The following is a 13,309-nucleotide window of genomic DNA, read 5'->3' on the forward strand; positions in this document are numbered from 1 at the left end:
CTGAACGTGCGTCAGCGGGGGCATTCAAGATTAAGAGGCCAGCGATAATTCCGCTTTGCTGTGGCGGGTCAGCCACTGCGCCACACGGGATTGCTCCTCGGCATTGAGCCACATGCCCAGTTTGGTACGACGCCAGATAGCATCGTCCAGACGGCGCACCCATTCGTGCTCAACAAGGTAACGCAGTTCGGCTTCGTAAAGCTCATGGCCGAAATGCTCGCCCAGGTCTTCAATTGAGCCTGCCTGCCCCAGAATCAGCTCGCTGTTGCTGCCGTAAGTCCGGGCATAATGGCGGGCCAGCGACTCGGTAATGAACGGGTAACGACGACGCAGTTTCGCGGCGTAGTCATCGCGATCGCCCCCCAGCTCCCCGCCAGGCAATACACAGTTTTTGGTCCAGGCCGGGCCGATACCTTCATAGTAGGAGGCCAGTTTTTCCATCGCATGTTCAGCCAGCTTGCGGTAGGTCGTAAGCTTGCCGCCAAAGACGGACAGCAGCGGCGCTTTACCGTCCTGATCGTGAATATCCAGCGTGTAGTCGCGAGTGATTGCCTGTGGGGAGTCGGACTCATCGTCACACAGCGGGCGCACGCCGGAGTAAGTCCAGACAATGTCATTGCGCGTCAGTTGCTTTTTAAAGTGCGCGTTATAGACCTTCAACAGGTAATTCACTTCACTTTCGTCGATTTCGACGTTTTTCGGGTCGCCTTTATATTCCACATCGGTTGTACCAATGATGGAGAACTCATCCATCCACGGGATCACGAAGACGATACGTTTATCTTCGTTTTGCAGAATATAAGCCTGCTTCTGTGAATGAACGCGTGGCACCACGATATGGCTGCCTTTGATCAGACGAATGCCATACGGAGACGGCAAATGCATCCCGTCATCAAAGAACTGTTTAACCCATGGGCCGGTGGCATTGACCAGACCGCGTGCTTGCCAGCTAAATTTTTCCCCGGTGTCGATATCTTCCGCTTCAACAATCCACAAACCGTTTTCACGTTTTGCTGAGACAGCGCGCGTACGGGTACGCACTTCGCCGCCTTTTTTCACAACCATCTGCGCATTCGCCAGGACCATACGGGCATCATCGACCCAACAGTCAGAATATTCGAAACCGCGCACGATTTCAGGTTTGAGGACCGATTCTGAGCCAAAACGCAAACTTTGCGATCCGGGTAAACTGGTGCGTTTACCCAGGTTGTCGTACATAAAAAGACCGATACGGATCATCCATGCCGGACGTAAGTGCGGGCGATGCGGTAAGCGGAAACGCATCGGAAAGGCGATGTGCGGTGCCATTTTTAACAGCACTTCGCGCTCGGCCAGCGCCTCGCTAACCAACCGAAACTCATAGTGTTCAAGGTAGCGCAGGCCACCGTGAATCAATTTTGAGCTGGCGCTGGAAGTTGCGCAAGCTAAGTCCTGGGCTTCCAGCATCAGCACGGATAAACCTCGCCCGGCGGCGTCTGCCGCGATACCGGCACCGTTGATGCCCCCGCCAATAACGATCAGATCTTTGGTTTCCATGCTGCCCTCACGCGCTTTCGTTAAAGCTCACAAATGTTCGATATCGCTCATAATAGCAAAAGATCGCGCTTTTGGTAACATCAGAAAAACAATTTAGAGTGATATACATAACATAATGGTGTTTCTCCGCCTGGAGGACGTACACTAAGCGGTAAACTTATGTTGCCTGTTTTTTCCTCCCTGAACGTGTGGAAAGGAAGCAGGCGTACCACCTGCCATACGAAAAAGAAAAGAGATCAGAATGGATCAATTTGTCTGTATTAATGTTGAAGAGGCCCACCAGAAACTGCAGCTTAAGCAGGCGGTAATGGTTGATATTCGTGACCCACAAAGCTATGCGATTGGCCACACGCCGGGCGCTTTTCATTTAACAAACGACACCCTCGGTGCGTTTATGCGCGAAACCGACTTCGATACCCCGGTGATGGTGATGTGCTATCACGGCAATAGCAGTAAAGGCGCGGCGCAATACCTGCTCCAGCAAGGCTATGATGCGGTATTCAGTGTTGATGGCGGCTTTGATGCCTGGCACCGTCACTTTCCAGCGGAAGTCGAGCAGGGATCCCTTTAGAGAGTGAAGACTCTGCCGCTATACTGTGCTCTTTTCCAGGGACAAAGCGACCGCCTGCCATGTTGATGATTACATCATTTACCAATCCGCGTATCGCCCAGGCGTTTGTTGATTACATGCAAACCCAGGGCGTCATTCTTACCATTCAACACCACTCACAATGCGATATCTGGCTGGCGGATGAAAGCCAGGCAGAGCGCGTGAAAGCTGAACTGGCGCGTTTTCTGGAAAACCCCACCGATCCGCGTTATCTCGCCGCAAGCTGGCAATCCGGCGAGACGGGCAGCGGTCTGCAGTACCGTGGTTTTACCCTGCGCGCGGCGCTGAGGGAACGGGGTGGGCCAATGACTCTCGCTGTCTTCGCGGCCTGCGTCCTGGTCTTTATTCTGATGAGTCTGTATAGCGATCAGGATGTGATGGTCTGGCTTGCCTGGCCCTACGATGCCTCGGTGCAATTTGAAGCCTGGCGCTATTTTAGCCATGCGCTAATGCACTTTTCGCTGGTTCATATCATCTTTAACCTGTTCTGGTGGTGGTATCTTGGCGGAGCGGTGGAAAAACGCCTGGGAAGCGGCAAGCTGGTGGTGATCACCCTTATCAGCGCGTTACTGAGCGGCTTTTTACAGTACAAACTGGCTGGCCCGTGGTTTGGCGGTTTGTCAGGTGTGGTCTATGCATTGATTGGTTATGTGTGGCTACGTGGTGAGCTGGACCCGCAACGCCCGGTCTGGCTGCCTCGTGGACTGGCTATTTTTACGGTCGTGTTACTGGTTGCTGACTGGTTTGGCATCTCAGCAGTGGATACGGCTATCGGCGCACACACCGGCGGGCTGTTGATTGGCCTTGCGATGGCGCTGGTAGATACATTGAATGCGCGAAAACGAACATAATTATCCAGAGACATTTCATGAAACAAACACAACGTCATGACGCGATCATTGAACTGGTTAAACAGCAGGGATATGTCAGCACGGAAGAACTGGTAGAGCAATTCTCGGTAAGTCCGCAGACTATTCGCCGCGATCTGAACGATCTGGCCGATCAAAACAAAATCCTGCGCCACCACGGGGGGGCCGCGCTACCTTCCAGCTCCGTCAATACCTCCTGGCACGATCGTAAGGCGACGCAAACGGCAGAGAAAGAACGCATTGCCCGTAAAGTGGCCAGTCAGATCCCAAACGGCGCAACGTTGTTTATTGATATTGGCACCACCCCTGAAGCCGTGGCGCACGCGCTGCTCGATCACAGCGATTTACGCGTGGTGACGAACAACCTCAACGTGGCGAACACGCTGCTGAAAAAAGAAGATTTCCGCGTCATTCTCGCTGGCGGTGAGTTGCGTAGCCGTGACGGTGGGATTGTCGGCGAAGCCACGCTGGACTTTATTTCTCAGTTCCGTCTGGACTTCGGCATTCTTGGCATCAGCGGCATTGACGCTGATGGTTCGCTGCTGGAGTTTGACTATCATGAAGTGCGCACCAAACGGGCGATAATTGAAAACTCGCGCCATGCGATGCTGGTGGTGGATCACTCGAAGTTTGGACGCAACGCAATGGTCAACATGGGCAGTATCAGTATGGTCAATGCCGTTTACACGGACATCATGCCACCCGCTGGCGTCATGCAGGTGATCACCAGTAATAACGTCCAGTTAGAGTTATGCTAAGCAGTCGCGTCGGGCGGCGTTGTGCAGCCCGACCTGATACTCAGACACCGTACCCCATCATTTTCAGCAGCCGCTGGGCATGCAATACGGCATCCTGACGGTGGGCAACCCCCAGCTTCTGATACAAATTACGGATATGCGTTTTAATGGTGGTCGCCGCCACGGCGAGTTCACCGGCGATTTGCTCATTGCTGTAGCCTGAGTAGATAAGCCCTAATACCTGCCACTCTCGCTGGGTTAGCGGACTGGTGCGGATCAACTCCGGCACTTCCGGATGGTTCAGCAAGCGTTCAACGAAGCTCTCGTCAAAATGGGCGAACTTATGCCGGTGATGCTGGTTGATGTCACGCAGAATACGCTGCGCGCGGTGCTGGTCCAGTTCCGGCAGTGTATTGAGTTGAATAAGCTGACGCAGTTGCTGCGCCATGGCCTCGCCTTCAATAACAAAGTGGCTGATAAACCCGGTGCGGTTGGCCAGTTGCAGTGCCTCAAGCAGCACGCGCTGTGCGTCGTTTTTACGCCCGGACTGCCAGTACAACTGATTCAGTAACAGCAGGTTGCGGTTCAAATCACTCATCAGGCGCAAGCTGCGGGCGTTCTCGTTGAGCTCTTCAAGCACCATTTCAGCCGGGTCGAAATCGCCAAGCAGAATTTGCGCTCTGGCGATATTGCGCCACTGCCCTTGCAGGAAGTGGTTATTGGCAAATTCGGGTTTAGGCGTCTGGCGAAGCCACTGCTCTGCTGATTTACGATCGCCCGTCATGTTCCAGTAAATCACCCGGACCTTATCGGCGTTCGACACCCAGTCGCTGTGATACTGGCCGTTACCCAGCAAGTTCTCCAGACGGTGTAAATGCGCGCGAGCATTATCCAGGTCACCGCGAGCCAGCGAATTTTGAATCACCAGCGCCAGACACTGTAACTGTTGCTGCGGCTGGAAGGAGGCGAGAACCTCCATCCCCTGGCGAGCGGCGGCTTCAGATTCGTCAAGACGCGCCCAGGCCCAGAGTAATTGCGAACGAATGCGCAGTAAGAACTCGTGCATCGGCAACTGCTCAAGGTGCTGTTCGCGCACCAGAACAAAGCCTTTTTCCTGGGTCTCCCAGGCAGCCTGCAAGAACCCTTGTGCAAACAGAATTTCGCTCTGCTGAATCAGGCTCCACAAGGCGTAATGCCACACGTCATGGCGGCGCGCCATCTGCTCGGTTTGCTGCATCAACGCCAGCGAGTTGGTCAGTTGCCCTTTGCAGTGCAGCACTTCACCGTGTACCGACGTGGCGACAATACGGCTGTAGTAATTGGCAAGCGGCAGTTCATCGAGCGCCACCATCGCCAGGCGTTCCGCTTCGGCGGCGTCGCCATCATTGATCGCGACCTGCGCGCGCAATGCGTTGAAATCACCGTGCAGGGAGGCGTCCATTTGGGTGGTCATCTCCTGTTCGGCACGGGCCAGCAAGGTATTCACTTCGCTGTAGCGATGCTGGCTTTGCATCAGCCAGGCCTGTAGCAGCACCAGGCGCGGGTTCTCCAGGAGGCTCTCCCACGGTAGCGCTTTCAGCGAGGCTTCCAGCAGGCTGAGTTCGCTATGGTTGAATAAGCCCCAGGCGTGATGCAGCAGAATGTCCCGTAACATAATGCCGTCGCCCGCCGCCAGCGCGTGGTGGATGGCTTCGCTGGGGAATCCCTGTGCCATCCAGCTTTCTGCCGCCGCGCGATGAATTTCCGGTAGTTCAGTCGCCAGTTCCCACTGGCAGCGCTGGCGCAGGAAATTGCCGAACAGCGGGTGGTAGCTGAACCATTCACCGGAGTCATCCATGCGCTGCAGGAATAACCCCTGGCGCTCAATTTCTTCCAGCCGCATCTGACCATTTTCTTCGCCGGTGACACGGACAATCAGCGCATCGTTCATCGAGCGCAATAGCGAACTTTTCAGTAAGAACAGACGCGTGCTGGCATCGACATTATCCAGCACCTCATCCACCAGATAATCGGACAGATGGCTGGCGTTGATCCCCGCCAGACGACGAGCGGATTGCTGCGCGGCACTGTGATTCTGGCGTACGGAAAGGGCAATGAGTTGGAGCGCGGTGGCCCAGCCGGCAACGTCATCACACAGACGGCTGCTCTCTGCCGCTTCGATGGGGGAAGTCAGGCGGCAATCAAAAAATTGCTTCGCTTCCTGATGATTAAAGGCCAGTTGGTGGCTGCCGATCTCCAGCAGTTGTTCACGTACGCGCAGATTGGCAATGCCTAACTGCGGTAAATTGCGCGACAACACAATCAGCGTCAGGTTTTCCGGCTGATGGCGCAAGAAGAAACGCATGGCTTCATGAATCACCGGGTTGGTGATGAGGTGGTAGTCATCTATCACCAGATAGAGCGCGCGTTGCCACTCTGCCAGCTCAATAAACAACTGAGCAAAGAGGGAGGAGAGGCTGGCGTACTGGCGTTTTTGCGCCATTGCCTCACTGGTGACGCAATGCCCACCCGTGGCCTGTTGAATAGCAGCAATGAAATAGCTGGCAAAACGTTCCTGCTGATTGTCGCCTTCATCCAGCGAAAACCAGCCCACGTCATTTTTACCGGAAGCCCATTGGGAAATGAGCGTTGTTTTTCCGTACCCAGCAGGGCTAGTGATCAGCGCAAGCCGAAAATTGTTCGCGCCGGAAAGTTTAGCCAACAGACGCTCACGAACGACAGTATGGTCGAGGCGTACCGGGCGACTTAATTTAGACGGAATCAACATAGTTATCACTTCACTGTGAGGACAAAGGGGAAAAACGATTTTTTTGCGCTTCGTAATTAATATAAATAAGGTCGGATAAATTCCGAATTATTGCAAGTTATGTCCGGATCTGACGATTGTGAATTTGCACTATGTCACATTTCTGTTTGAGTTGCGAAAAAAGAGACAGCACCCGTGGCGAAAGGGTATGCAGCCCGATTTGCAGCAAAACGCGTCAAAATAAGGCGAAATAGTTTTGCATCTTTTGGGGGCTTTGGTGAAATATTTCCCAAAACGGCGAGGTAATCGCACAAATAGCAAAAGGCGAAATTATCATTTAAGAAAATATTATTTACTCAAATTATGTTGATGCCGCGAGTGATAATTTCCCTGAAACAATATTTCAATTCTTTGACATTCTCCCCCGTTATCCCCACGGTAAGTGAACGACGCATCGCCGTGTTTTTTCCTCCCGCTTGAAACAGTAAATGCTTGAAGAATGCTTAAAAAAACAGCTAACTTTAGGTGGCAGAGATCACACTTTTCGCTCATCCCTGCTGCTCCTCCCCGTTGAATCCCTGGCAGGATGAGGAAGTCGTTTCATGAGCCTGGCACACTAGCGCTAACGTTGTTTTTTCAATTACAGGATCCGAATTCTCTATGTCAAAGCCCACGTTTAACAAAGCGCAATTTGAGGCGGCCCTGACGCGTCAGTGGCAACATTTTGGTTTGCACACAGCCCAGGAGATGACATCTCGCCAGTGGTGGCAGGCCGTTAGCGGCGCGCTGGCAGAATTGCTGGTGGCACAACCGCTGGCTAAACCGGCGAAAAACCAGCGTCATGTAAACTACATTTCAATGGAATTTCTGATTGGCCGCCTGACAGGTAACAACTTGCTCAACCTTGGTTGGTATCAAGAGGTGAGCGATATTCTGCAGGAAAGCGGTATCAATCTGAGCGATCTGCTGGAAGAAGAAACCGACCCGGCGCTGGGTAACGGTGGGTTAGGGCGTCTGGCGGCGTGCTTCCTGGACTCGATGGCAACGGTAGGCCAGTCTGCCACCGGCTATGGCCTGAACTATCAGTATGGCTTGTTCCGTCAGTCTTTTGACGATGGTCAGCAGAAAGAGGCGCCGGATGACTGGCAGCGTCGCAGCTACCCCTGGTTTAGCCATAATGCGCAATTGAACGTGCAGGTGGGCATTGGCGGTAAAGTGAGTAAAGACGGCCACTGGACGCCGGAATTTACGATTGTCGGCGAAGCCTGGGATTTACCGGTACTGGGTTATCGTAACGGCGTAGCACAGCCGCTGCGACTGTGGCAGGCGACCCATGCGCACCCGTTCGATCTGACCAAATTCAACGACGGTGATTTCCTGCGTGCCGAGCAGCAGGGTATCGATGCAGAAAAACTGACCAAGGTGCTCTACCCAAATGACAACCACCAGGCGGGCAAGAAGCTGCGTCTGATGCAGCAATATTTCCAGTGTGCCTGCTCCGTGGCGGACATTCTGCGTCGTCATCACCTGGCCGGGCGCAAAATTGCCCAGTTGCCGGACTTTGAAGTTATCCAGCTTAACGATACGCATCCGACCATTGCGATCCCGGAAATGTTGCGCGTGCTGATTGATGAACATCAACTGAGCTGGGATGACGCCTGGGCTATTACCAGCAAAACCTTCGCCTACACCAACCATACGCTGATGCCGGAAGCGCTGGAGTGCTGGGATGAAAAACTGGTAAAAGCGCTGCTGCCTCGCCATATGCAAATCATCAAACAGATTAACGATCGCTTTAAGGTACTGGTTGAGCAAACCTGGCCTGGCGATGAGGACGTGTGGGCGAAACTGGCAGTGGTGCACAACAAACAGGTGCGGATGGCCAATATGTGTGTCGTCGGCGGCTTTGCGGTGAACGGCGTTGCGGCACTGCACTCAGATTTAGTCGTCAAAGATCTGTTCCCGGAATATCACCAACTGTGGCCGACGAAATTCCACAATGTCACTAATGGTATTACACCGCGTCGCTGGATTAAACAGTGCAACCCGGCTCTGGCGGCATTACTGGATAAGTCGCTGAAAAATGAGTGGGCGAACGATCTCGACCAGCTTATTAATCTGGAAAAATTTGCCGACGACGCGAAATTCCGCGCGCAATATCGCGCTATCAAACAGGAAAATAAGGTGCAGCTTGCGGCGTTCGTCAAAGCGCGTACCGGCATTGAGATCAATCCGCATGCGCTGTTTGATATTCAAATCAAACGTCTGCATGAATATAAACGCCAGCATCTGAACCTGCTGCATATTGTGGCGCTGTATAAAGAGATTCGTGAAAATCCGCAGGCAGACCGCGTACCACGCGTATTCCTCTTCGGTGCGAAAGCCGCGCCGGGCTACTACCTGGCGAAAAATATCATTTACGCCATCAATAAAGTGGCCGCTGTAATCAATAACGATAAGACGGTGGGCGATAAGCTGAAAGTGGTTTTCTTGCCGGATTATTGCGTTTCGGCGGCGGAACGTCTTATCCCGGCGGCAGATGTGTCTGAACAAATTTCTACCGCAGGTAAAGAGGCCTCGGGTACCGGCAATATGAAGCTGGCGCTGAACGGTGCGCTCACCGTCGGAACCCTTGACGGTGCCAACGTGGAGATTGCCGAGCAGGTTGGCGATGAAAACATCTTCATCTTCGGTCATACCGTGGAAGAGGTGAAGGCGTTGAAAGCCAAAGGCTACGATCCGGTGAAATGGCGTAAGAAAGACAAGCTGTTGGATGCGGTGCTCAAAGAACTTGAGAGCGGCAAATATAGCGAGGGCGACAAGCATGCGTTCGACCAGATGCTGCACAGCATCGGTAAGCAGGGCGGCGATCCCTATCTGGTTCTGGCGGATTTCGCCGCTTACGTTGAAGCGCAAAAACGGGTTGATACGCTCTATCGCGATGAAGAAGCCTGGACGAGGGCTACAATATTGAATACCGCACGTTGCGGCATGTTCAGTTCGGATCGTTCGATCCGTGATTACCAAACCCGTATCTGGCAGGCAAAACGCTAAGGAAACGCCATAGTGAGCAAACGTCTTGATAATGCCGCACTGGCGGCGGGAATTAGCCCGGATTACATCAATGCGCATGGCAAACCACAGTCTATTGGTGCGGAAACCAAACGACGTTTGCTTGACGCTATGCACGCTGTTACCGCGACACCTGTCGCGGTAACGCCGGTCCCGAATGTGCTGGTGCACACCCAGGGAAAGAAGAAGTCATTGCCGATTGAGGGAAACGGTACTTTCAACTGGATAATCACCACCGAAGACGGTCAGCAGCATAAAGGCCTGGTCGACGCAGGGAAAAACCTCACCCTGCCAACGAAGTTACCGCAGGGGTATCACACCTTGACGCTGCGGCAAAGTGAGCAGAGCTGGCATTGTCGCTTAATTGTTACCCCAAAGCGCTGCTATGAACCGCAGGCGCTGCTGGAAGGGAAAAAACTCTGGGGGGCGTGTGTACAGCTTTATACCTTGCGTTCTGAGCGTAACTGGGGGATCGGCGATTTTGGCGATCTGAAAGTCATGCTGGGCGAGGTGGGGCAGCGCGGTGGCGCGTTCATCGGCCTGAACCCTATTCACGCCCTCTATCCGGCCAACCCGGAAAGCGCCAGCCCCTACAGCCCTTCATCTCGCCGCTGGCTGAATATCATTTATATCGATGTTAATGCGGTAGAAGATTTTCAGTTGAGCAAAGAGGCGCAGGCGTGGTGGAAACTCCCTACGACGCGCAAGGCGCTGGATGCCGCTCGCGACGCGGAGTTTGTCGATTACGCAGGTGTGACCGCCCTCAAACTGGCGGCATTACGCCTGGCCTGGGTGCAGTTTTCACAGCGTAAAGATGATGACGATTTGCGCGCTGCGTTTCACGCCTTCGTGAAGGAAGAGGGGGAAAGTCTGTACTGGCAGGCGGCATTTGATGCGCTACATGCCAACCAGGTGAAAGAAGATCCGCTACGTTGGGGCTGGCCTGCCTGGCCGGAAGATTTTCAGTCAACCGACAGCCCGGCGGTTAAAGCCTTTTGCGAAAGCCATGCCGATGAAGTGAACTTTTACCTGTGGTTGCAGTGGCTGGCGTATACGCAATTTGCCGAGTGCTGGCAGGAGAGCCAGGGCCACAATATGCCTATTGGGTTGTACCGGGATCTCGCCGTGGGCGTTGCCGAAGGCGGTTCGGAAACCTGGTGCGATCGTGAGTTGTACTGCCTGAAAGCCTCTGTGGGGGCACCGCCGGATATTCTCGGCCCGCTGGGGCAAAACTGGGGATTGCCGCCGATGGACCCGCACATTATTGCCGCGCGCGCTTACGAACCCTTTATTGAGCTGCTGCGCGCCAATATGAAAAGCTGTGGCGCGCTGCGTATCGATCATGTGATGTCGATGCTGCGCCTGTGGTGGATCCCCTATGGCGAAACGGCAGATCACGGGGCGTATGTGCAGTACCCGGTGGACGACCTGTTGTCGATCCTTGCACTGGAAAGTCAGCGTCATCAGTGCATGGTCATTGGCGAAGATTTGGGGACGGTGCCGGTGGAGATCGTCAGCAAGCTGCGCGACAGCGGCGTTTACTCCTACAAAGTCCTCTATTTTGAAAATGACCACGAGAAGCGCTACCGTGCTCCTAAAGCTTACCCGGCACAGTCAATGGCGGTGGCGACCACTCATGATTTGCCGACGCTGCGGGGATACTGGGAAAGTGGTGACCTGACGCTCGGTAAAACGCTGGGTCTGTACCCGGATGAAGTGGTGCTGCGTGGGCTGTATCTCGATCGCGAACTGGCAAAACAGGGGCTGCTGGATGCGCTCCACGCCCATGGTTGTTTGCCAAAACGGGTGGGGCATAAAGCCTCACGTATGCCAATGAGTGCGGTACTTAATCGTGGTATGCAACGCTATATCGCTGACAGCAATAGTGCGTTGCTTGGGCTGCAGCCGGAAGACTGGCTGGATATGGCCGGACCGGTGAACATTCCGGGCACCAGCTACCAGTACAAAAACTGGCGGCGTAAGCTCGCCGTGTCACTGGAAAAAATGTTTGCCGATGAGAACGTCAACAAGCTGATTAAAGACCTGGATAAACGCCGGAAAGCGGCAGGGAAGAAGTAAATAAGTAAATACAAAGAACCCGCCACTCGGCGGGTTCTCTTTTTAACAACCAGTTGGACGGTAGAACTTACACCACCATTCCCAGCAGCAGACAGCCAACCAGACCGCAGACAGAGATAATGGTCTCCAGTGCGGACCAGGACTTCATGGTTTCCCCGATGGTCAGGTTGAAGTACTCCTTGAACAACCAGAAGCCTGGATCGTTCACGTGAGAGAAAATCACGCTACCGGAACCAACCGCGATAACCATCAGTTCAGGGCTCACGCCAGTGGTGGCAATCAGCGGCGCAACAATCCCGCCTGCGGTAATGGCTGCAACGGTTGCAGAACCCAGCGCGATACGCAGTACGGCGGCAATTGACCACGCCATAAAGATTGGCGAGATGTTGGTTTCATGCATCAGCGAAGCGATGTATTTATCCACGCCGCTATCAACCAGAACCTGTTTGAATGCGCCGCCACCGCCGATGATCAACAGCATCATGGCAATGATTTTGATTGAGCTGGTCAGCGTTTCGTTGATGTCGTCCATGGAACGACCACGGTTCAGGCCGAAGGTGAAGACGGCAATCAGTACCGCAATAAGGGTCGCCATCACCGGATCGCCGAAGAACTCAGCGTAAGGCAGAATCGCATGGCCTTTCGGCAGCAGCATCTCAGCAACCGCACGCAGCGCCATCAGTACCACCGGTACCAGAGAGGTCCAGACGCTGACGCCAAAGCCCGGCATTTCTTCTTCGGTAAAGGTTTTCTTGTTGTACAGCCCTTCCGGAATAGGCTTGTCGATGCCTTTCAGGAAGCGAGCATAGACCGGGCCGGCCAGAATCACTGTCGGGATACCGAGCAGTGTACCGTAGAGCAGCGTTTTACCCATGTCCGCATGGAAGATGGTAGCGATTGCGGTCGGGCCAGGGTGTGGAGGCAGGAAACCGTGAGTAACGGAAAGCGCGGCCGCCATCGGGACACCCACATACAGCAGCGGGATACGGGCTGCGGCAGCGATAGTGAAAACCAGCGGCAGTAACAGGACGAAGCCCACTTCATAGAACAGCGCAAAACCCACGGTAAAGCCGGTCAGTACGACGGCCCACTGAATGTGTTTTTCGCCAAATTTTGCAATCAGCGTTGTGGCGATGCGTTGTGCGCCGCCGCAGTCCGCCAGCAGTTTACCCAACATGGCGCCGAAGCCCATGATCAGCGCAAGGCTGCCCAGCGTTCCGCCCACACCGGCTTTGATAGATTTGATAACTGCGTCCAGAGGCATGCCCTGCATCATACCGACGGCGAGTGCCACCAGGATCAGAGCGATAAATCCGTTCAATTTGAAGCGGATCATTAATAACAACAACAAGACTACACCGATAGCAACGATGACTAATGGCATGATTTACCTGGCCTTAATTTGTTATGGGTAACGTCAGTTTTTCAGCGGTTATTGCAGGTTTTAGCCCTGTAAAAACGAAGCGCTGGAGTACCGATATGCCTTACATCCACTTTTTAAAAGGATAGCTGGATGTTTTTATATTTTTGGTACTGGCACAGATGATACGGGTAACATTCATGAAAAGAGAATCACCCGGCGGGTCAAAATTTACGAAGTGAGATGCCTGTCATATTCCAGGCTGGAAATGAGTGCAAAAAAGAGGCGCGAGATAGCGGG

8 protein-coding genes are annotated in these 13,309 nt (G+C 53.7%); 5 read left to right on the forward strand and 3 right to left on the reverse strand.

Annotated features, from left to right (window positions below):
- Positions 1-30: 30 nt before the first annotated feature.
- Complete coding sequence (glpD, locus tag MRY16398_RS01865; RefSeq protein WP_041851363.1) at positions 31-1,536, reverse strand: glycerol-3-phosphate dehydrogenase; 1,506 nt, start codon at positions 1,534-1,536, stop codon at positions 31-33.
- A gap of 241 nt (positions 1,537-1,777) precedes the next feature.
- Here glpD and glpE point away from each other — a divergent pair, with 241 nt between their 5' ends.
- From glpE to MRY16398_RS01880, 3 genes are read left to right on the forward strand one after another with little or no spacing between them, the layout of a single operon-like run.
- A complete protein-coding gene (glpE, locus tag MRY16398_RS01870; protein WP_041851364.1) occupies positions 1,778-2,107 on the forward strand; it encodes a thiosulfate sulfurtransferase GlpE in 330 nt (109 codons plus the stop codon).
- Positions 2,108-2,166: 59 nt separating this feature from the next.
- Positions 2,167-2,997: a rhomboid family intramembrane serine protease GlpG gene (gene glpG / locus MRY16398_RS01875; protein WP_125123774.1), complete on the forward strand. Its 831-nt coding sequence runs from the start codon at positions 2,167-2,169 to the stop codon at positions 2,995-2,997.
- 17 nt (positions 2,998-3,014) lie between these two features.
- Complete coding sequence (locus MRY16398_RS01880) at positions 3,015-3,773, forward strand: DeoR/GlpR family transcriptional regulator (protein WP_041851366.1); 759 nt, start codon at positions 3,015-3,017, stop codon at positions 3,771-3,773.
- A gap of 40 nt (positions 3,774-3,813) precedes the next feature.
- Here MRY16398_RS01880 and malT read toward each other — a convergent pair whose 3' ends face one another.
- On the reverse strand, positions 3,814-6,519 hold the full coding sequence (gene malT / locus MRY16398_RS01885) for an HTH-type transcriptional regulator MalT (RefSeq protein WP_041851367.1): 2,706 nt from the start codon (positions 6,517-6,519) through the stop codon (positions 3,814-3,816).
- A 639-nt stretch (positions 6,520-7,158) separates the two neighbouring features.
- Here malT and malP point away from each other — a divergent pair.
- Both malP and malQ read left to right on the forward strand, forming a co-directional pair.
- Positions 7,159-9,552, forward strand: coding sequence for a maltodextrin phosphorylase (malP, locus tag MRY16398_RS01890; RefSeq protein ID WP_107223566.1), 2,394 nt, complete (start codon positions 7,159-7,161; stop codon positions 9,550-9,552).
- Positions 9,553-9,561: 9 nt separating this feature from the next.
- Positions 9,562-11,649 (forward strand): 4-alpha-glucanotransferase, encoded by a 2,088-nt coding sequence (gene malQ / locus MRY16398_RS01895; RefSeq protein ID WP_071194951.1) that lies wholly within the window; start codon positions 9,562-9,564, stop codon positions 11,647-11,649.
- Between the two features lie 67 nt (positions 11,650-11,716).
- On the opposite strand, the gene gntT is transcribed toward malQ, so the two are convergent.
- Complete coding sequence (gntT, locus tag MRY16398_RS01900) at positions 11,717-13,033, reverse strand: gluconate transporter (RefSeq protein ID WP_041851370.1); 1,317 nt, start codon at positions 13,031-13,033, stop codon at positions 11,717-11,719.
- Positions 13,034-13,309 lie beyond the last annotated feature (276 nt).

Origin of the sequence: Phytobacter sp. MRY16-398, from assembly GCF_003925915.1 — a bacterium.
Lineage (GTDB): Bacteria > Pseudomonadota > Gammaproteobacteria > Enterobacterales > Enterobacteriaceae > Phytobacter > Phytobacter diazotrophicus.

Excerpts from the sequence above, each read along its gene's own strand:
- glpD (WP_041851363.1), bottom strand. The coding sequence starts at position 1,536 with ATGGAAACCAAAGATCTGATCGTTATTGGCGGGGGCATCAACGGTGCC.
- glpE (WP_041851364.1), top strand. The coding sequence starts at position 1,778 with ATGGATCAATTTGTCTGTATTAATGTTGAAGAGGCCCACCAGAAACTG.
- glpG (WP_125123774.1), top strand. The coding sequence starts at position 2,167 with ATGTTGATGATTACATCATTTACCAATCCGCGTATCGCCCAGGCGTTT.
- MRY16398_RS01880 (WP_041851366.1), top strand. The coding sequence starts at position 3,015 with ATGAAACAAACACAACGTCATGACGCGATCATTGAACTGGTTAAACAG.
- malT (WP_041851367.1), bottom strand. The coding sequence starts at position 6,519 with ATGTTGATTCCGTCTAAATTAAGTCGCCCGGTACGCCTCGACCATACT.
- malP (WP_107223566.1), top strand. The coding sequence starts at position 7,159 with ATGTCAAAGCCCACGTTTAACAAAGCGCAATTTGAGGCGGCCCTGACG.
- gntT (WP_041851370.1), bottom strand. The coding sequence starts at position 13,033 with ATGCCATTAGTCATCGTTGCTATCGGTGTAGTCTTGTTGTTGTTATTA.